Raw genomic sequence first — 21294 nt, forward strand, 5'->3', positions numbered from 1 at the left:
ATTACATGTACGCCTATATTGATGGTAAATTGACATTCAAGAACCCAGCATATGTTGTGGTTGAAGCCGGAGGTATAGGCTATCATATAAACATTTCTTTAAATACATACAGCGCTTTAGCTGATGCAGAAAGGTGTAAACTCTACACCTGGCTGCATGTAAAAGAAGATGCACATACATTATACGGCTTCGCCGATGAAGGCGAACGCCGTTTATTTTTACACTTAATATCGGTATCGGGAATTGGACCAAATACAGGTAGAATGATTTTATCATCGATTACACCTATAGAAATCCAGACCGCAATTGTTAAAGCAGATTTGCCTCTAATTCAGAGGATTAAGGGCTTAGGAGCTAAAACCGCACAACGCCTGGTTTTAGAACTGCAGGATAAACTAAAAAAAGAAGGGGCAGATTCATTAATTTCTATGCCTCAACACAATACTGTTAAAGATGAAGCGTTATCAGCATTGGTAATGCTCGGATTCGCCAAACAAACCGCCGAAAAAACTATTGACCAGATTTTAAAAGTGACAGAGGGGACACTTTCGGTAGAGCAACTAATTAAACAAGCTTTAAAAACTTTATAGATCTACTGCCTTTGAAGAGAATATCTACATTTCTGTTTCTCATCCCTCTTTTCTTAATTGCTTCTCAAAACGTCTTCTCTCAAGTTGTTCCAAGCAAAACGGATACTATTACCCCAAAAAATAATTTTAGTTTACGAGAAAAAGAACATTTAGGACTTAGTCCGGCAGTTAATCCGTTTTATCCGGCACCTAGCAATTTAAAGCGTGTTGTAGAATACGATGCCAAGAATAAACGTTATGTGGTAAAGGAATTAATTGGCGAAAAATTTGTTTTAAACACACAATACTTAACCATTGATGAATACCAGCGATTGGTTAACAGTGAGATAAAACGCGGTAACTGGCGTAGCATTTCAAATGCAGAGGTAAGTGATTACAGAAGCACTGGTATTATTCCACAGATCCAGGTAAACAGCAAAGCTTTCGAAAAATTATTCGGTGGAACAACCATTGATATTCAGCCCCGTGGAGAGGCAGAACTCACCTTTTTAGGCCGGGTAAATAAAAATGAAAACCCGCTTTTTAACGAAAGACAGCGGGTGCAGACCAATTTCGATTTTAACCAAAGAATCCAGATGGATCTGGTTGGTAATATCGGAACCAAGCTAAAAATCAAAAGCAATTACAATACCGAGGCCCAGTTTGATTTCGAAAATCAGATTAAGCTCGATTATACCGGCGGACCTGATGATATTATCCAGAAAATTGAAGCGGGTAACGTAAGCCTGCCTTTAAATACCTCTTTAATTACCGGAACCCAGGCCCTCTTCGGTATTAAAACACAATTAAAATTCGGGCGTTTAAACGTAACAAGTGTTTACACGCAACAAAAATCACAATCACGGGAAATTAAAATTACCAATGGCGCGCAACAAAATACCACCACGGTAAATATTGATAGCTACGAGGCCAACAAACACTATTTCCTCTCACAATATTTTAGGAATAACTACAATAAAAACCTGGCCAACGCACCTATTATCACCTCTCCGATCCAGATTACCAAAATTGAGGTATGGATTACCAATAAGGCAGGTAATACTACTGATTCCAGAGATGTATTGGGCTTGATGGACTTGGGAGAAAATGTTCCTTTTAACAATAATTTAATTACCGGAGGAACTTCTGGTTTGCCGGCAGGAACTACCGCTACGGGTTTCCCACAACAGTCAAACAACCTGATCTCGCAGTTAAATGCTTATCAGGGCGGTGCTGTAAGGCAGACAAATTCAAATGCCGTCCTTTCTTTCTTCCAGACAACGCCAGCTAACAGTAGCAATACCGATAACTTTGCTAAACTGGTTTACGCCAGAAAGTTAACCGAGCGTGAGTTTACCTTTCAGCCGCAACTGGGTTATTTATCGCTGAACAACCCGCTAAATGCCGATGAGGTTTTAGCTGTTGCCTACCGCTATACCTATAACGGTGTTGAATATCAGGTTGGTGAGTTTTCTACCGATGTTTCTTTCGATGCGGCTAATCCCAAGGTGCTTTATGCCAAATTGTTAAAGAACGAAACCACCAAGATCCAACTGCCAACATGGGATCTGATGATGAAAAATATTTATTCTATCGGAGGGTACCAGATCAGCAGTCAGAATTTTAAACTTGATATTTACCGTATCGATAATGAAACCGGTGTGGATAACCCGGTAATGACTGAAGGACAAAATACTGCGAATAAGCAGTGGATTGCCTTAACCGAATTTGATCGTTTGAACCAGCAAAATGAACGCAGGCCAGATGGGGTTTTCGATTTCGTGGCCGCAAATAATGCTTTTGGCGCTTATTCTACTGCAAGCAATGCCAATCAAGCCAGTATGTTCGGTGTAGGCAGCAATGGGCAAACTTCGTTGGTTACCAATACCAATTCGGGTTATATCACCATCGATCCGGCAAATGGAAGGATTATTTTCCCTGTTATTGAGCCATTTGGTAAAGATTTAGCTTCGAAGTTTTTACCGAGTGAGCAGGCTCTGATCAATAAATATACTTTTACTGCGCTTTACGATTCAACACAAACCATTGCTAAGCAGTTGTTTCAAAACCAGAACAGGTATACCATTAAGGTAAATTACCAATCTGATATTTCTTCTGAATTCAGTTTAAATGCCATTAACGTTCCGGAAGGATCGGTAAAGGTTTTTGCCGGAACAATGCCATTAACCGAGGGGATAGATTTTACTGTCGATTATCAGGGTGGCCGGGTGAGCATCATCAATCAGGCACTTTTGGTATCTGGTCAGCCGATTCGGATTACGACTGAAAACAGTGAAACCTTTGGCCTGCAGCAACGATCACTTTTTGGAACCCGGTTAGATTACCGTGTAAACAATAAACTAAACCTTGGCGGTACCATCATGAACCTGACCGAGAAACCTTTAACCCAAAAGGTAAACATCGGCGAAGAACCCATTTCGAATACCATTTGGGGAGCAGATATCAACTATAGCTCACCATCAAGATTTTTAACAAAACTGGTTGATAAACTTCCGTTCATTTCAACCAAAGCACCTTCGAGTGTAACGTTTTATGGGGAATTTGCGCAATTGATTCCTGGCCACCCAAGGGCATTGAATTTTGCCGGCAGTAAAAACGGGGTAAGTTACTTAGATGATTTCGAAGCATCCAGATCGGTAATCGATTTAAAGAGTGCCATTGCCTGGCAGCTGTCGGGTACGCCACAGCTTTTCTCAGAATTTGATAAATCCAACGATTTATCTTATGGTTACAATCGGGCAAGAATTGCATTTTATAACATCGACCCAACTTTTTATAATTCTGCGGCTTCTACCACTCCGGCCAATATCAGGGGCAACCGCGGAGAACTTTCCAATCACTATGTGAGAGAGGTAATTGAGCAAGAGGTTTTTCCGTTTAAAGAAACGGCAACTGGGCAGGCCTTAAACATTACCACTTTCGATGTGGCATATTACCCAACCGTTAGAGGGCCTTATAATTTCCGTACTACCGACTTTAGGCCTGATGGGACATTATTGCAGCCTAAAAATAACTGGGGAGGTTTCCAAAGAAAAATCGAAACCAACGATTTTGAAGCCTTAAATGTAGGCTTTATTGAGTTTTGGGTAATGGATCCATTCATCTATAAACCAAATTCTGCCGGTGGCGACATGTATTTTAACTTGGGAAATATCTCGGAAGATATTCTTAAAGATGGCCGGAAATCGTTAGAAAACGGTTTGCCAGCCACAAACGACCCAAGCAAATATGAAGAAACAGCTTGGGGCCGTGTACCAAAACTGCAACCCGTTGTACAGGCTTTCGATAACAATGCCAGTTCGCGTAGAGCACAGGATGTAGGTTTGGATGGACTATCAGATGCTGATGAAAAAGTAAAATTTGCAGCGGCAATTACGCAGATTAAATCGCAGTTAAATGCCACCGCTTCTGCCGCACTTGATGCCGATCCATCATCAGATAATTATACTTATTTCAGAGGTCCGGCATTAGATCAGATCAATGCGGGGATTCTTAAACGCTACGAAAAATATAACGGGACTGAAGGAAACTCTAAAACTTCGCAACAGTCGCAAGAAGAACTAGGACTTGAAAACTCTGCATCTACTTCTTTACCCGATGGGGAAGACATCAACCGCGATAATAACATGACGCAAAGTGATGAGTATTTTCAGTATAAAGTTTCGATCCGCCCGGGAGATTTAAATGTTGGGCAGAACTTTATTACCGATAAGGTTACCTCGCAGGTAAAATTGGCTAATGGAAATACCCAGGCTGTTTCATGGTATCAATTCAGAATCCCGATCGGTCAGTACCAGGACAAAGTAGGCGGTATCCAGGATTTTAAATCGATCCGTTTCTTCAGGATGTTTATGACCAATTTCGCTGATACTGCTGTGATGCGTTTTGCCAAGTTGCAGTTAATCCGTGGAGAGTGGAGAGAATATAATGCTTCCAACCAAGCTGCACAGGTAATCGTCGATCCATCGTTGCCTGCACTTACCCCTGATAATTCTACTATTGAAGTTTCGACAGTAAACATCGAAGAAAATGGAAAACGTTCACCGATTCCATACGTTACCCCTCCGGGCATTCTTCGCGAGCGCGATTATAGCAACTATCGTGGCGATACACGTTTAAATGAGCAATCGCTATCGGTTATTGTAAAATCGTTAAGAGATGGCTATGGTAGAGCGGCATTTAAAACAGCCTACAGCGATTTCAGATCTTACAAACATTTGGAAATGTTTATTCATGCCGAGGCTGTTAATAACCAAATTTTAAATGATAATGATGTTGCCGCATTCTTAAGAATCGGAACCGATAACCAGGATAACTATTATGAATATGTAATCCCGTTAAAGGTGACCAATCCGGGTACAAGCGATCCTGATGCCATTTGGCCTGAAGCCAATAGAATGGATATTGATTTAACACTTTTCCAAAATGCCAAGCTCGCCCGTAACGTAGCTAAACAAGCCAACGGACAACCATGGCCTACAAATGTTCCATTTACCTATACCGACGGAAATAGAACCATTGTAGTTAAAGGGCAACCTGATATGAGCAAGGTTAGGGTGTACATGGTGGGGATTAAAAATCCGCTCCGTGCCGCCAGTGATGAACGGAACGATGATGGCCTTGATAAAAATGCACTGGTTTGGTTTAACGAATTGAGGTTAACTGAATTTGACGAAAAAGGCGGTTGGGCAGCTACCGGAAGATTGAACTTAAAATTGGCTGATTTTGCAGATGTAAATATTTCCGGAAGTAAATCTACCATCGGTTTCGGATCTATCGATTCGAAAGTGAGCGAGCGGAACCGTGCAGATAATGTATTGCTTGATGTTTCTTCTGCCATGGAATTAGGTAAGTTCCTGCCGCAAAAATCGGGTGTGAAAATCCCGATGTTTGTAAGTTACTCTAAACAGGTTTCTACTCCTCAGTACAATCCTAGAACACCGGATATCGAGCTTAAAAATGCATTAAACCAATCAACGAAAGAACAAAAAGATTCGATTTTAAACTTCGCACAGGATTATACCGTTAGAAGAGGCATAAACTTTACCAACGTTAGAAAAGAACGCACCAATAACAGTAAGCCTGTCCGCCTATGGGATATTGAAAATTTTGCTGCAAGTTATGCTTACACCCAATATAATCATCGAGATTTTATTAATCAGAGTAGTATTCAGAATACCTATAGGGCATCGCTGCAGTACAGTTATTCTAGAGAAGCCAAAACAATAGCGCCGTTTGAAAAGATTATTAAATCGAACATGCTGGCTTTACTGAAGGATTTTAACTTCAGTATTTTTCCAAGTGCCATTAATTTCAGGATTGATGTAGACCGTTTATATTCAGAAAATACCTTAAGGAATAACGATCCGAATAATACCATCGGGGTTTACCAGAGTGGTTATGGCACTACCTTTAACAAAAACTTTACCATGAGCCGGATTTATGGTATCGCCTGGAACCTTACCCGTTCGTTACAGTTAGATTTTAATGCCACCAATTATTCGATCATTGATGAACCGGATGGAAGGCTTGACGGTTTAAAACGCGATACCGTTTGGCAAAACTTAAAACGTTTAGGGCGTACAACCGATTATAACCATAATTTAAACGTTACCTATAACCTGCCAATTGATAAAATACCAGGACTAAACTGGATTACCGTAAAAACCCGTTATGGGACCAACTTTAACTGGCAGACCGAGCCGCTTTCTACTTTACGCGATCCGAATATTAATTTGGGTAATACGGTACAGAACAGCAGAACGGTACAGGTAAATCCAACACTAAACCTAACTACTTTGTACAACAAGTTTGGTTTTATCAGAAAGGCAGGCAACGATCAGGAAGGAAGTGGTGCCAAGACATTTTTTATTAATCTATTAACGAGTGTAAAAAACGTTAATGCCAGCTTTGTACAAACCAAAGGTATTTTCTTGCCGGGCTATCTGCCAACCACCAAGTATTTTGGTATCGATAATGCAACTGGTGCACCAGGCTTGGGTTTTGCTTTCGGAAGTCAGCGCGATATTCGCGATATGGCCTTAAACAACGGATGGTTAACCACCGATACCTTGCAGAACCAACTGTATGTAAACACACTCAGAGAAGATTTTCAGCTTACCGGGCAGGTAGAGCCATTTAAAGATTTACGGATTACGCTAAAAGCCAATAAGGCGCAAACAAGAAACTTTTCTACCAATTTCAGGTATGTAGCCAGTGTATCATCGTTCGAAAACTTAAGTGCCATCACTACGGGCGATTATAGCGTGTCGTACATTGCTTTGGGTACGGCTTTCAAGGAAAATAACTCAACAGTAATTTCGGGTCTGTTTAATCAGTTTATGGCCAATCGGATCATCATCTCTCGAAGATTGGGTGCTCAGAATCCAAATTCAGGGGGTGTAAACGGCAGTTATGCCGATGGTTACGGTAAAGAAAGTCAGGATGTAATTATTTCTGCTTTTATGGCCGCTTATTCGGGCAAAGATGCCGGAAAAACGAAAATGAATGCCTTCCCTAAAATTCCCCTTCCAAACTGGAGTTTAACCTATAGCGGTTTAACACGTATTCCTTTTATCGCCGATAAGTTTTCGTCTGTCGATATCAGACACGGCTACCGCTCTGCCTATAATATTAATGGCTTTAACTCCTTATTGCGCTATCAGGAAACCAATGGTGCAGTTAGCAGTAGAGATGTTAACAATAACTTTTTACCGGAATACCAGTTTGCCCAGGTAACCATTTCAGAATATTTTTCTCCATTAGTTGGTGTTGATACCAGGTTTAAAAATAACCTGACCGCTTCTTTCGAATTAAACCGTTCACGTTTATTGGGATTAAGTTTATCAAACAGCCAGCTGGCACAGCTATCAGAAAATAATATGGTTTTAGGATTAGGCTACCGTACCAATAAATTCCGCTTCCCATTCGGATGGTTTAAAAGCCTGAAAATGGATAACAACATGGATTTCAAACTGGATGTAGCTATCCGCGATAATAAAACCGTTATTTATCGTGCCGATGTTACCGAAGCCGAAGTTTCTTCAGGCGCAAAGAACATTACATTAAGGCCAAGTGTAGATTATGTGTTGAATCAGAAATTTAATATCAAATTGTTTTACGATTCGAATATTACCAAACCTTATACTTCGCAGACTTTTAATACTTCATTCAGTAATTTCGGGTTTAGTTTAAGGTTTACATTGAATTAGGAAACGCGCAATAGTGGAGAATCCTAAAAACTGAACTTGATTACAGTAGAGCTATTCAGCGTCTTGATAAAATTTTCGCTGTTGAACCTGAACATATGATGTTTTCTGAGGCGAATTGCTTGGTTTCTTGTTTAAGCTAAATCAATCTAGATTTATCCAATACATCATTAGGATTCTTGAAGCCAAATTTCGTGAATTTCGATAGAACGGAAAAATTAATGCCTATTGGCGAACGCCAGAGAACAAGGCATTTGTTAGTTGGGCAGTTGGTTATTTAATAACAAATCCAAATGAATATGATGAAACCTTTAAGAAAATACTTACTGGGCCAGAGTATATAGCTGTTGATCCAACCTTAGTAATTCAACCACAAAATAAATTGTGTTCATCAAGTTTTGTGTTTTCAACTGTTGTTATTCCAGATCCTAGTCAAAACTCTAGAGGCTGGAAAGAAGCAGCCATTAAAGATGTAACAATTAATGTATTACCTGAAAGTTATTTGGAGAATATTTGGGATATTGTTACAACAGGGAGCATATTTGCTAAAGGAATTTTTAATTTAACAGTTGGAGTGCCTGGAGATCTGCCTAATTCAATTGTTGCAAAGGAGGCAGCAATTGCTGCAAATACGACGATGGTTCAATTGGAAAAAAGCTATGGAACAAAAGGGTTAACAATTCTTATAAAATCTGGTACATTGGGCAGAACTGTTGCCAAACTAATGCAGATACAATTAGGAACTGCAGTACCTGGAGCAAGAGTTAGTGCTAAATTAACTGGAAGCACTCCACCTCATACACCGGTAACTGGAATAAATTGTCAATAATGAATATAAAAGAAAAAATTTACCAAATAATTAAAAATCTGTTTCGAAGAGATTTTTTTTATGATCAGGGTTCTGCCACTACTACTGAAAATATCAATGTGCAAATCAAAAAATTTGAGAAAGAAAATCCAAATGCTACAACTATTTTTTTAAATAACCTGAATAATAGCTTCCCAAATATTAAAATTGAAAACTTTACACATTTTTTTAATCAAGATCGATGCATAAGGTTCCTTATACAAATAAGTGAAGAAAAAAGATTTATATGTCAATTAAGTGTTTTTAATTATTTTTCGGTCTACCAACATAGTGTAAAATTTATTGATGGAAGATACGAATATGAAAAACCTCATTTTGTTAACACCAATGAATCAGAAATCTGCGATGAAATTTATAGATGTAGTAAAGTAAACGCAATTAGGGCAATTTGGTTAAGCAGAGATATTTTAAATGAAGTTGTTGATGAGTTTTCAATTCTAGACGATGATCCCTTATTCCGATATGAGATAAAAATTTCGGACATACTTTTCACAGATCATTATATTTAACAAAGAATGAAAATGTGTTTAATGGCAACTTTCTGTCAAAAACCTCACTTTAAACATCATTAGTTTATATCCTCATTATTAGATTATTCAAATACTGATTATCATAGATTAAAGTTTACAGATCAGTTTTTCGAAGAGCTAAAAAATGATTTTGAAAATATAGATAATGCCTGTTTTGCATACAATTCGTTCTGGACAAGCGAATCAGATGCATTATTATCGGAAATAGATAATGATTAATGAAAGCATCATCATAATAACATTTAAAAATATGAAAGCAAGCAATTTCGTTGATAGAATTCAAAAATTAAAGCCAAGAAAAAAGGATTTCAAAAATACAGATATTTCAATGAGTTTTGTTGAACGATGTATAAATGAATTTGAAATTACTCCAGTAGGGGAAAAGAAATTTGACAATGAAATAATGACTTTGATTTTGAATTACAATGTAGATAACTTAAATCTTAATGATATTACATTTGATTCTGATTATCAGGGAAATAATGAATATATTTTTTTGGGTGGGATATAAATGACCGTGTGTTAGAAAAATTCAAGAAAACGGTTGAAGATCAAAAATTAACAGGTATCGAATTTATGCCAAGCAACTTAAGGCTTGTAGAGTGGTTACAAGGTGGTATAAGAGAAAAAATTTATGGCAAAGCGTAATAAAGAAATTAACCCCATAAAAAACTGGATTGATAGTGATAGTGCTTTGGCTTCTATTTTAGTTGAGATACAGGGTTTAAACAAATCAATTGAAGAACAGGCTGAAGTCGCATTTCATAGATTATGCAAGACATACAATTTACCAAAGATGCCAATAGATGTTGATGAAACAGAAGATTCGGATATCGAACAAATATCTGTATATCAAGAACTGGGTTTAGTTAAGTTTCTTGAACCTAACGATGATCTTCGAGGTTTAGTTTTAGTAGCGGTTTATAATGTGCTCAATAAGATCACTATAAATTTAGATGAGGTGTATAAAAATGCCGGTATTAATAAAGAAACTTTAATTTGTTACAAGGGTGAATATTCTAATGTGAGTATCTCTTTTCTAAATGATAATGAAAGCTGGTTTGCTAATGGTTGTGTTATGTGCTTGAAAGGAGCATAACAAATCTTATTTCATTCTTTAGCGGCAGTATGTAGACTAATTTTGATTGATTTAATTTTGGATAACAGAATGATCGATTAACACTTCGACATTCCAACATAATATTTAACTTTGCGAAAACTAATTTTAAAACCATGAATTTTCCATCAGAATTAAAATACACTAAAGACCACGAGTGGGTTAAAGTTGAAGGTAACGAAGCTATTATCGGTGTTACTGATTTCGCTCAGCGCGAATTAGGTGATATTGTTTATGTTGATATCAATACGGTAGGCAGCGAAGTAGCAAAAGAAGAAGTTTTTGGTACTGTAGAAGCTGTTAAAACGGTGTCTGACTTATATATGCCAGTTACGGGTACGGTGTTAGAAGTTAATGCTGAACTGAACGACAATCCTGAATTGGTAAATTCTGATCCTTACGGAAAAGGCTGGATGGTAAAAGTATCTTTAGCTGATTTAGCTGAAGTAGAAAGTTTATTAACTGCAGCAGCATACCAGGAATTGGTAGGCGCTTAATTATTATATTTTGTACAAAGCACTGAAACAACAAAAATGGGCCATTTTCTGGACTATTGTCGTTTTAGTGCTTTGTAATATTAAGATGCCCGATTCACCTGGGCATGGCTTTTTTTTCGAAGGCTTTGATAAAATGACCCATATGGGTTTTTTCTTTGTCTTATCGGTATTACTCTTCTACGGGAAAATAAGATATCAGCATACCTTCGCTTTCAGAACATTAACCATTTTTAAAATATTGCTTATCAATGCGATCATTGGTGGCGCAATTGAACTGTTACAATGGAAAGTTTTTACCTACCGATCTGCAGAATGGTGGGATTTTGGCTGCGATATGTTAGGCGCAACTATGGCAGTTTTTAGTTATGTATTGCTCCATAAATTAAATTTCAATGAAAACAAAAATTAGTATCATCTGTGTAATTGTGGCTATAGGTTTAAGTGGATGCAGTATCTTTAAAAAGAACTGTAACTGCCCAAAAGTGTACTACAAAACTTATCCTTCGCCACAAAAATAATCCCCTCTCCGATCGACCTCCCTTTTAGATCTGATCACCTTCCTAAAAAGGCTGTATTTAAAATGTTACCAAGCTTTTAACACACCTTAACAAACCTTTGCGCCTTTCCCTAGTCTGATAGCTTAGTTTTGTATTATAATATCTAATTTTTTTTAATGAAAAGAAACGTTCAGCGGGCAATATTCATTGTGCTCCTATTTTGTGGATATATTGCCCAGGCTCAAAATACTGGCTCAATAAGCGGTAAAGTAATTAACGCAAAAGATAAAAAGCCGGTTGACTTTGCTACCATAGCGGTTAAAAGCTTAAAAGATTCGAGTGTTGTGGCCTCAGGTCAAACCAATCCTGACGGATCTTTCAGTTTTAAGAGTATTGCTCCAGGTAAATATAGAATCTACTCCGCCTTTTTAGGTTTAAAAACAGCTACTAAAGATATAGAAGTGGCTAAAGCAGCAGTAAATGCGGGCGAAATTAGCATGAGTGATGATGGTGTAGATTTAAAAGATGTTAATGTTACTGCAAGCATTCCGGTGGTTGTAAAAACCGATACCATAGAGTTTGATGGGAAATCGATCAAGGTTAGAGAGAACGCTGTTGTAGAAGATATGCTGAAGAAACTACCTGGAGTAGAGGTGGCAAAAGACGGAAGTATTAAAGCGCAGGGCGAAACCGTTACAAAGGTTAAAGTAGATGGTAAAGAGTTTTTTGGAACAGATCCCTTATTGGCGACCAAAAACTTACCTGCCGATATGGTAGATAAGATCCAGGTAATTGATGAGATGTCTGAGCAATCTCAATTTTCAGGCGTTGATGATGGTACGAGGAATAAAATCTTAAATATCACCACTAAAGCCGGAATGAAAAAGGGGTATTTTGGAAATAGCACCGTTGGATATGGTACACAAGATCGTTATGATGCAAGTTTAAATGTGAACAAGTTCGATAATGACCAGCAGTTTAGTTTTATCGGCCAGTTTAACAACGTAAATAAACAAAACTTCGGACAGGGCAATGGCGTTGGTAACGGTTTTGGCGGCGGTGGCCGGGGTAATTTTGGCGGTGGCGGCAGTGGTGCCGGTAGTGGAGGCATTACAACCACAAATGCAGCTGGTTTAAACTTTGCTGATACCTATAAAGATGGTACCCAAATTCAGGGAAGTTACTTTTTTAACAAATCGGCTGTTTCAAACCAGCAGACAAGTTTCACTCAAAATTTATTGGGAGACAGGATTACTACCGTTTCGAACAATGCGGATAATAATACGGACCGGATCAACCATAGGTTTAATTTTATGATCGATACCAAGCTGGATTCTTCTACAACAATTAAGATCCAGCCAAACGTATCCTATACCGAAAGTGATGCTACAAACTTGAGCGATTATACCCGAAATCTGATCCAGTCTACAACTGTCGGAAATCAGCGCTATATCAGTAACAGTACTGCTCCAAACATCAGCAATAATCTTTTGGTCCGTAAAAAGTTTAAAAGACGCGGGAGAACATTATCGCTTAATGTTAACACCAGTATTAATAATAATGATGCCGATAATTATAATTACATATCTGAAACGAATACCATTAACAGTACGCCAACGGCTAGTTTGATCGATCAGTTGAACAAAGTGAACACAAACTCTATTAACAATACCTCCAGATTGGTATATACCGAGCCCTTATCTAAAACAACAAGTTTAGAGTTTAACTATCAAAATGGATATAGCCATGATAACCAGGGCCGCCAGGTATTGGATTTCAACTCAGCAAGCGGACAATATGATCTTGTTAATCTGGATTTTACCAATATTTATGAGAATCAAACGTTAACAAATGCTGCGGGTGTAAGTTTTACCACCAACGAAAAGAAATATAACTGGAATATTGGTTTAGCTGCACAACAAACCAATCGCGAAAATACCAACCTAACAACGGGTTTGGTAAGAACGCAGAATTTTATCAATTTAACACCCTCGGCTAATTTCAGGTATAATTTCAGCAACTCCAGAAGATTGAATATCCGTTATAGAGGAACAACCCAACAGCCAACAATCAACCAGATACAGCCAATACCTGATAATACCAATACACAAAGTGTTTTTGTCGGTAATCCAGGTTTAAAGCCTCAGTTTAACAATAATTTAAATATTAACTATAATAATTTTGATTTCGCCAAGAGCAGGATGTTTTTCGCTTTTTTAAGTCTGAGTCAAACTTTTAATGCAATTGGTAACAGTAGTCAATTGGTGACTGACCAAAATGATAAGGATTTCGGTAAAATCAGAACGACCTACGTTAATGTTGATGGAGTTTATTCGGGTAATGCAAGTATCAATATGGGGGTCCCAATTTTACCTGAACGTAAATTGACACTGAATGCATCGTTAAACGGAAACTACAACAGGAATGTGAATTTTACCTCGGGTAATAATAACACTGCTGATCTGGTAAAAAATATCACGAATTCCTGGTCAGTTACCAACAAATATAATTTTGTAACCAACTTTGATAAATTTGATCTTACTGGCGGTATTTCTGGCACATACAACAGGGCAACTTATTCTGCCCAGCCAAACTCCACCACAAACTATTATACCTTAAATCCCAGTTTTGATATCAGTTATTTATTTCCAGGAAACATCCGTTTAGCGGTAGATTTAGATTATATTAAAAATACAGGTAGAGGTGAAGGATATAATACCGAATATACTTTGGTAAATTCTTATATCAGCCGCCAGTTCTTTAAAAACAGAGGTACATTTAAAATTGCTGTTAACGATGCATTTAACCAAAACCAGGGCATTAGCAGGACAGCAACCAATAATACCATTACAGATTTAAACTATAACGTGTTAAAACGTTATTACATGTTCTCATTCACCTATTCTTTAACCCGTATCGGCGGAAGAAATATGAGCGGAGATATGCAGATGCCTGCTCAGGGAGGCGATGGCGGTCGTCGTATGAGAATGTAATCTGTCTTCTTCACTATACGTCATTTCGACCGTAGTGTTCCAAAGGAGCTCCTTTGGAGGAGAAATCTAAAATAATGCTTAAAGATTTCTCTCCCGAAAGTTCGGGATTACACTCCAGTCGAAATGACGATTTTACTTTAGAAAAGTCTCGGTTTTAACCGGGACTTTCCTGTTTTATAGCCGCGGAGTTTTATGATTAAATGTATTGTTGACATTTATGTATTTCAAATGTTACCTAAGTAAAAATAAACCTTTATAAAAGTCGATAGTCTTTATGCTATAAACCAAACTAACCGAATGAAACAAATTTTTACGCTCCTACTTATTTTATCATCTTTTTATGTTTACGCCCAGAAAACGGGTTCAGTTAGCGGAAGGGTTATCCAATCAAAAGATAAAAAACCAATTGATTATGCTTCTATAGCGGTTAAAAACTTAACCGATTCCAGTATGGTTGGTGCAGTGAGCACCACCGAAGATGGAAAATTTGTTTTCAAGGGGTTAAAACCTGGTACTTACAAGTTATATGCCGCATTTTTAGGCTTAAAAAATACCACTAAAGATTTTACCATCTCAACAGATAAACTTGATATCATTCTGGGCGATATTGTTTTAGAAGGCGGCGCAATAGACCTTCAAACGGTTGATATTAAAGCAGAAATTCCGCCGATTGTGGTGAAAAAGGATACACTCGAGTTTAATGCAAGCTCGTTTAAAGTGGTAGAGAATGCAGTAGTAGAAGACCTGTTAAAGAAACTGCCAGGAGTAGAGGTAGATAAGGCTGGAACAGTAAAAGCCCAGGGCGAAACCATTACAAAAGTTAAAGTAGATGGTAAAGAGTTTTTTGGAAACGATCCTTTATTGGCCACTAAAAACCTTCCGGCCGATATGATCGATAAAATTCAGATTATTGATGAACTGTCAGATCAGGCACAGTTTACCGGAATCGATGATGGCTCGAGAACCAAGATCATTAACATCACCACCAGAAAAGATAAGAAAAACGGTTATTTCGGAAATAGCACAGGGGGCTATGGTTCTAATGACCGTTACGATGTAAATGCGAACATTAACCATTTTAACCAAGATAAGCGATTGAGCATAATTGCGCAGTTCAACAATGTAAACAAACAAAACTTTGGCGGTGGCTTGGGTGGAGGGAATGGCGGCAGTAATGGTGGCCGGGGCGGAATTACCGATACCAAAGCCGGCGGTTTTAATTTTTCGGATGAATATGCCGATCAAACCGAAGTTAGTCTGAGTTATTTCGTTAATAAATCTGATAACCTTATTCTGTCGAACAGTGTAAGGCAAAATTTATTGGGTAATGAGACTACAGTTTTTAATAACAACCAGGTCAATAATTCCGATCGGTTAAATCACCGCTTAAACTTTATGGTCGATACCAAGATTGATTCGTTGACCTCGCTTCGGATACAGCCAAATTTAAGTTATACCGATAACGAGAGCTTGAACAACAGCACCTATACCCGAGATTTTAACAGGTACATGATTACTGGAACGCAGACATTAAGAAATCACAATACTGCACCATCCATTAGCAACAACATTTTATTGCGTAAAAAATTTATGCGCAGAGGAAGAACGCTTTCATTAAACTTCAGTACCAACATCAACAATAACGATGCTGATAATTACAATACCAACCCTGAAACCAGAAAAGAAAACGGGACCACTACTCAAAAAACAACCGATCAGTTTAACGAACAGGAGAGTGAGTCCATCAGTCAGAATACAAGATTGGTATATACCGAACCCCTGGATAAAACCTTGAGCCTGGAGTTTAATTATCAGAATGGTTATAACCACAATACATCCGATCGTTTTACCTATAATTTCAATCCGGCCACTTTACAATATGATCTGTTGGATGAAACCTTTAGCAATGCCTACGAAAATACCATTTTAACCAACTCGGCGGGTTTTAGCTTTAACAAAATGGCAAAAAAATACAACTGGAATGTGGGCATGGCGGTTCAGAACACAGATCGCACAAATAACAATATCAGCAGGGGCTTTGTACTCAAGCAGAACGTTTTCAATTATACACCTTCGGCTATGTTCAGGTATAATTTTAGCAATAGCAAACGCCTGGTATTTAACTATAGGGGTAGTACAAACCAGCCAACCATTCAGCAGTTACAGCCGATCAGGAACAATACCAACACGCAAAGTATTCCCGTTGGTAACCCCGATCTGAAACCCGAATTCAATAATACCCTTCGTGTAGCCTACAATACATTTACTGTCGGAAAAAACAGGTCCCTATTCGTGAATGTAAACCTTACCCAAACGTCAAACCGGATTGCGAATAGCAGCAGCCTGATTCAAAGTGGCGAAGACCAGGGGAAACTGGCCATTACTCCGGTTAATGTAAGTGGTGTTTACTCAGGGTCTGTTTCCTCTTCATTAAGTTTGCCGATTATGGCCGAGAATAAGCTGAATTTCCATATCAACGTTAGTGGTAGTTATGATAGGGATGTAAACTTTACCAACGCCTTAAAAAATATCACCAATAGCTGGTCTGTTACCAATGGCTATCGTCTGGTCTCTAATTTAGATAAGCTCGATTTAACAGCAGGCGTAAGTGGCTCAATTAACCGTGCAACATACTCGGTTCAGCCTAATTCTAATACACGTTATTATACCTTTAGTCCGAATGTGAGTGTAAGTTATTTATTCCCTGGAAATATCCGCTGGGCAATAGATGCCGATTATAACCAGAATACCGGAAGGGGAGAGGGTTTTGATACACATTTTACACTCGTAAATTCTTACATCAGCAAACAGTTTTTCAAAAACAGGGGAACCTTTAAAGCGGCGGTAAACGACTTACTGAACGAAAACCAGGGCGTAAGCCGTACGGCCAATAACAACACCATTCAGGATGTAAGTTATAATGTATTGCAGCGTTATTTTATGGTTTCGTTTACCTATTCCTTAAACCGTATGGGTGGTAAAAACCGCATCAGGGGAGGTGAAGAAGGTGGCAGGGGCCGTGGTGGTAATGGCGGTGGCGGCTTTGGTGGCGGCAGACAGCGGAACTAGATCATTTTAGGGTAAAGCTGTGTAATTTATATCCCACACACCACTATCTTATTTGGAATAAATCTAAAGAAAGGTTAACTTGCGCCAAATTTAGCACATGAAACTGTCGCACCTTAAAGTTGGAGAAAAAGGAACAATTGTAGCTTTTACAGATTTAGATATGTCTGTAAAGTTAATGGAGATGGGCTGCTTGCCTGGTGAGGTGGTAGAGGTAGAGCGTTTTGCTCCTCTGGGCGATCCAATGGCGATCCGTGTTGCTGGTTATCAGCTTTGCTTGCGTAAAAGCGAAGCCGATGTTGTCATTATTCAATAAAAAAGCTGGGTTTGGATATTAAAGTTGCGTTAGTTGGTAATCCCAATACAGGTAAATCTACTTTATTTAACCGTTTAACAGGGTTAAATCAAAAAATCGGAAATTTTCCAGGCATCACTGTAGATAAGAAAACAGGTTTTACCAAACTTGCTGATGGTAAAGAAGCCGAGATCATTGATTTACCTGGAACGTATAGCTTATATCCGAAAAGTGCTGACGAAAGTATCGTTTTTCAAGTACTTGCCGATAAAAAAAACAATAGCCATCCTGATGTTATTGTCCTCATTGCCGATGCTTCCAATTTAAAGCGCAATATGCTTTTGTATTCGCAAGTAGCAGATTTAGGCATTCCTATGATTTTAGCCCTGAATATGATCGATCTTTCGGCTAAACAGGGGATCGAGATTAATCTGGATAAACTTGCAGAGAAACTGGGCGTCCAGGTGGTTCCCATTTCAGCACGAAACAACATTGGGATTGACAAACTAAAACAGGCCATTGCCAATACCAATAAAATTGCCACACAGCTGCAGGATGTAGATGTGAATTTTCTAGCTCCTGAAGCGATTAATGCCATAAAATCGAAACTTAATTCTGATAACGATTATTACGCGCTGCAGGTTTTGCACCAGCATGAGCATTTAACTTTCTTTACCGAAAAGGAACAAGAAGAAATTGAAAATATAGAGCAGTCGCACCATTTCGAATCTTCAAAAATTCAGGCTGCAGAAACCATTGCCAGGTACAAACACCTCAGTACTATTTTATCTGATGTGGTTGTTGACAAGGGTACTGAAAAGAAGTTTTCTCTTAGTGATAAATTGGATGCTATTTTAACCCATAAAATATGGGGATTTGCCATTTTCCTGCTCATTCTTTTTGTTATTTTCAATGCTATATTTGCCTGGTCATCCTATCCGATGGACTGGATTGAGACTGGTTTTGGTTTTATAACGAGTATCGGTCACGAATATCTGCCGGGGGGTATGCTTACCGATCTGTTATTGGATGGTATTGTTGCCGGACTGGGCGGCATATTCGTATTTATCCCACAGATTGCAATCCTTTTTGCCTTTATATCCATTTTAGAAGATACCGGCTACATGGCCCGTGTTACCTTTATGATGGATAAAATTATGAGCAAGGTTGGCCTTAACGGTAAATCGGTAGTGCCAATGATCGGTGGTTTGGCCTGTGCAGTTCCGTCTATTATGGCTGCAAGAAATATCGAAAACTGGAAAGACAGGATGATTACGATCATGGTTACCCCATTGGTAAGCTGTTCGGCGAGGCTTCCGGTGTATATTTTAATCATTTCCTTAATCATTCCTTCTCAAACCGTTCTAGGTATTTTTAACCTGCAGGGATTGGCGCTGATGGTGATGTACCTGGTAGGTATTATCGCTGCGGTATTGGTGGCATGGGTAATGAAATTCATCATCAAAACCAAAGAAAGGTCATATTTTATCATGGAGCTGCCTGTTTACCGCATGCCAAGGTGGAAAAATGTATTCTACACCATGTATGAGAAATCGAAAACCTTTGTTTTTGAAGCGGGTAAGGTAATCATTGCCATTTCCATCATCCTTTGGGTAATGGCCTCTTTCGGGCCAGGAAACCGTTTCGAAAGTATCGATAAAAAATACGAAACCGCTTTGGCCGATACCACAAAAAATACAGATCACATCAAAACCATAGTGGCTACAGAGAAGTTGGAAAACTCTTATGTAGGTATCCTTGGGCATTGGATCGAGCCTGCCATCCGCCCGCTGGGATACGATTGGAAGATCGGTATCGGTTTAATTACTTCTTTTGCTGCCCGCGAAGCCTTTGTGGGTACAATGGCCACCATTTATAGTGTTGATGGTGGTGACGAAGATACAGCAACCATTAGAGAACGTATGTCGGCCTCGGTGAATAGCCGCACTGGCTTACCTGTGTACAGTTTTGCTACAGGTATTTCGTTAATGCTTTTTTACGCTTTTGCTATGCAGTGCATGAGTACAGTTGCGATTGTTTACCGTGAAACCAAAGGATGGAAATGGCCGGTTATCCAATTGGCTTACATGACGGCTATGGCCTATGTTGCCGCGCTTGTTGCTTATCAGTTGTTGAAATAAATAGATCCGTCATTTCGAGCGGAGTACAACGCAGCCGAGAACCAGGTACTGCTCAGCGACGCTAAATCTATCTCAAGAAACCTTGCTCCAGACTTAATATCTCGATTAAGCTAAAATAATAGTTTTACAACAGCCTATTATAGCGTTTTGTCACCCTGAGCGTAGTCGAAAGGCATTCGCTACAAATTATAATATTAAAGGTTGGAAGAGCAGGGCCTGTACAAATGATCTGGGTTTGCTCCCGCTTTCCGTTTTACTTATCCCGATGAAATTCGGGATTGCGTGTTCACTCCAATCGGGTCTAGGTGGCCCGTTAGGTAGTACTATTTTTGTCTAGGAGTATATGTGCCCTTCTCCGAGTCCTTATCTTGAACAGGTTGTTGCGTTTGTCACCCTGAGCGTAGTCGAAGGGTCGATAAGCAAATTGCTATTTATTGCACAGACCTTTGTTTCTAAACCCGGTAGTAGCGGCAGCCTCCTCCCGATTTTACATCGGGATTTATCGGAGCTATAGCGGATAACGGGACTGCCGTTCCCGAAACCCCACTAAACGTTCATTTCCCAATAATTATTAAGCGTAATTAAAAGCATTTTACCATATAAGGCATTAAGGCCATTTAAGCTTGGTGCTCTAATAACATCCTTTTGCTTTAGTCTTTCCGCTTTAGTCTTTCTGCTTTTACCCCAGTTCAATCTGACGCTTAATGCTCTCTTCTAACGAGATTAAAGTCTCCGTACGCTGAATACCGTTCACGGCCTGTATTTCTTCGTTTAAAACATGGCGTAAATGATTGGTATCCCTGCAGATAATTTTGGCAAACATGCTGTAGGCACCGGTAGTATAATGCAATTCTACCACTTCCTTAATTTTGCTCAATTGTGCAACGGCATCTTTGTACTGGATTCCTTTCTCCAGGTAAATACCCAAAAAGGCGCAAATATCATATCCAGCCTTTTGCGGATCAATGATTAAGTGGGAGCCCTTGATAATGCCCATTTCCTGCAGTTTCTTCATCCTAACATGTATCGTTCCGCCCGAAACAATCAGATCTTTAGCGATTTCTGTATAAGGTTTAGTGGCATCCTGCATCAATTGCTTCAATATATCGATGTCGAGGTTGTCAATTTCTAAATTGGAATTGTCTTTTTTAAGCATATTTTTGAATTATGATAAGCGAATTTACGAATATTTATCAATATTATAAAAATAAAATTAAATGTTTAAAATATTTGCAAGGTATTGGTTGTTCCTTTACATTTGTATCAAGCAATTAACAAAAAGGAAACGTTCTTTCAAAATTGCATAACATAATGTAGGGTGGTGAAACAGGCAGACACACCTCCTTGTCTCGGTGGCGGAGAATAATGGGAATATACCGGTTTCGGTACTAACCACTCCTTGAAGGTTCGATTCCTTCCCCTACAGCGGCTTTAGTCCTAAGTCAAGAGTCCATAGTCTTTAGTAGACTTACGACTGCAGGCTTTGGACTAA

General features: G+C 38.8%; 15 protein-coding genes. 14 read left to right on the plus strand and 1 reads right to left on the minus strand.

What is annotated here, in order from left to right; all coding sequences use genetic code 11:
• Nucleotides 1-5: 5 nt before the first annotated feature.
• The 14 genes from ruvA to feoB all read left to right on the plus strand — a co-directional run bounded on the left by ruvA (nt 6) and on the right by feoB (nt 19802).
• The gene (ruvA, locus tag AC07VK_RS08310) at nt 6-590 is read left to right on the plus strand and encodes a Holliday junction branch migration protein RuvA (protein WP_492963686.1); all 585 of its coding nucleotides are present in this window, start codon (nt 6-8) and stop codon (nt 588-590) included.
• Nucleotides 591-601: 11 nt separating this feature from the next.
• Nucleotides 602-7801, plus strand: a complete 7200-nt coding sequence (gene sov, locus AC07VK_RS08315) for a T9SS outer membrane translocon Sov/SprA (protein ID WP_492955980.1) — start codon at nt 602-604, stop codon at nt 7799-7801.
• Between the two features lie 397 nt (nt 7802-8198).
• Complete coding sequence (locus tag AC07VK_RS08320; RefSeq protein WP_494939794.1) at nt 8199-8627, plus strand: hypothetical protein; 429 nt, start codon at nt 8199-8201, stop codon at nt 8625-8627.
• Nucleotides 8627-9175, plus strand: a complete 549-nt coding sequence (locus AC07VK_RS08325; protein WP_492963688.1) for a hypothetical protein — start codon at nt 8627-8629, stop codon at nt 9173-9175. Before AC07VK_RS08320 ends, AC07VK_RS08325 begins: the two co-directional genes overlap by 1 nt.
• A 271-nt stretch (nt 9176-9446) precedes the next feature.
• The gene (locus AC07VK_RS08330; RefSeq protein WP_492955983.1) at nt 9447-9707 is read left to right on the plus strand and encodes a hypothetical protein; all 261 of its coding nucleotides are present in this window, start codon (nt 9447-9449) and stop codon (nt 9705-9707) included.
• A gap of 8 nt (nt 9708-9715) precedes the next feature.
• Nucleotides 9716-9844, plus strand: coding sequence for a hypothetical protein (locus tag AC07VK_RS08335; RefSeq protein WP_492963689.1), 129 nt, complete (start codon nt 9716-9718; stop codon nt 9842-9844).
• A complete protein-coding gene (locus AC07VK_RS08340) occupies nt 9831-10295 on the plus strand; it encodes a hypothetical protein (RefSeq protein ID WP_492963691.1) in 465 nt (154 codons plus the stop codon). Before AC07VK_RS08335 ends, AC07VK_RS08340 begins: the two co-directional genes overlap by 14 nt.
• Before the next feature lie 134 nt (nt 10296-10429).
• The gene (gcvH, locus tag AC07VK_RS08345; protein ID WP_492955986.1) at nt 10430-10810 is read left to right on the plus strand and encodes a glycine cleavage system protein GcvH; all 381 of its coding nucleotides are present in this window, start codon (nt 10430-10432) and stop codon (nt 10808-10810) included.
• A gap of 10 nt (nt 10811-10820) precedes the next feature.
• Nucleotides 10821-11219: a VanZ family protein gene (locus AC07VK_RS08350; protein WP_492963693.1), complete on the plus strand. Its 399-nt coding sequence runs from the start codon at nt 10821-10823 to the stop codon at nt 11217-11219.
• Nucleotides 11203-11328 carry a hypothetical protein gene (locus AC07VK_RS08355; protein ID WP_492955988.1) on the plus strand — a complete coding sequence of 42 codons (126 nt, stop codon included), beginning with the start codon at nt 11203-11205 and terminating at the stop codon, nt 11326-11328. Before AC07VK_RS08350 ends, AC07VK_RS08355 begins: the two co-directional genes overlap by 17 nt.
• A gap of 155 nt (nt 11329-11483) precedes the next feature.
• Nucleotides 11484-14300, plus strand: coding sequence for an outer membrane beta-barrel family protein (locus AC07VK_RS08360; protein ID WP_492955989.1), 2817 nt, complete (start codon nt 11484-11486; stop codon nt 14298-14300).
• A gap of 297 nt (nt 14301-14597) precedes the next feature.
• The gene (locus AC07VK_RS08365) at nt 14598-17369 is read left to right on the plus strand and encodes an outer membrane beta-barrel protein (RefSeq protein WP_492963695.1); all 2772 of its coding nucleotides are present in this window, start codon (nt 14598-14600) and stop codon (nt 17367-17369) included.
• A 97-nt stretch (nt 17370-17466) separates the two neighbouring features.
• Nucleotides 17467-17682 carry a FeoA family protein gene (locus AC07VK_RS08370; protein ID WP_039481214.1) on the plus strand — a complete coding sequence of 72 codons (216 nt, stop codon included), beginning with the start codon at nt 17467-17469 and terminating at the stop codon, nt 17680-17682.
• A gap of 11 nt (nt 17683-17693) precedes the next feature.
• Entirely contained in the window at nt 17694-19802 is a 2109-nt protein-coding gene (feoB, locus tag AC07VK_RS08375) for a ferrous iron transport protein B (RefSeq protein WP_492963697.1), read from the plus strand.
• A 679-nt stretch (nt 19803-20481) separates the two neighbouring features.
• Here the strand turns inward: feoB and AC07VK_RS08380 are convergent.
• Nucleotides 20482-20958: an Lrp/AsnC ligand binding domain-containing protein gene (locus tag AC07VK_RS08380; RefSeq protein WP_025145395.1), complete on the minus strand. Its 477-nt coding sequence runs from the start codon at nt 20956-20958 to the stop codon at nt 20482-20484.
• Between the last annotated feature and the right edge of the window lie 336 nt (nt 20959-21294).

This window comes from Pedobacter sp. GW821-FHT01D05 (assembly GCF_059422505.1).

Bases quoted from the DNA above. Each gene is read 5' to 3' on its own strand.
- ruvA (WP_492963686.1), top strand. From the start codon at position 6: ATGTACGCCTATATTGATGGTAAATTGACATTCAAGAACCCAGCATAT.
- AC07VK_RS08325 (WP_492963688.1), top strand. From the start codon at position 8,627: ATGAATATAAAAGAAAAAATTTACCAAATAATTAAAAATCTGTTTCGA.
- AC07VK_RS08330 (WP_492955983.1), top strand. From the start codon at position 9,447: ATGAAAGCAAGCAATTTCGTTGATAGAATTCAAAAATTAAAGCCAAGA.
- AC07VK_RS08340 (WP_492963691.1), top strand. From the start codon at position 9,831: ATGGCAAAGCGTAATAAAGAAATTAACCCCATAAAAAACTGGATTGAT.
- gcvH (WP_492955986.1), top strand. From the start codon at position 10,430: ATGAATTTTCCATCAGAATTAAAATACACTAAAGACCACGAGTGGGTT.
- AC07VK_RS08355 (WP_492955988.1), top strand. From the start codon at position 11,203: ATGAAAACAAAAATTAGTATCATCTGTGTAATTGTGGCTATAGGTTTA.
- AC07VK_RS08360 (WP_492955989.1), top strand. From the start codon at position 11,484: ATGAAAAGAAACGTTCAGCGGGCAATATTCATTGTGCTCCTATTTTGT.
- AC07VK_RS08365 (WP_492963695.1), top strand. From the start codon at position 14,598: ATGAAACAAATTTTTACGCTCCTACTTATTTTATCATCTTTTTATGTT.
- AC07VK_RS08370 (WP_039481214.1), top strand. From the start codon at position 17,467: ATGAAACTGTCGCACCTTAAAGTTGGAGAAAAAGGAACAATTGTAGCT.
- AC07VK_RS08380 (WP_025145395.1), bottom strand. From the start codon at position 20,958: ATGCTTAAAAAAGACAATTCCAATTTAGAAATTGACAACCTCGACATC.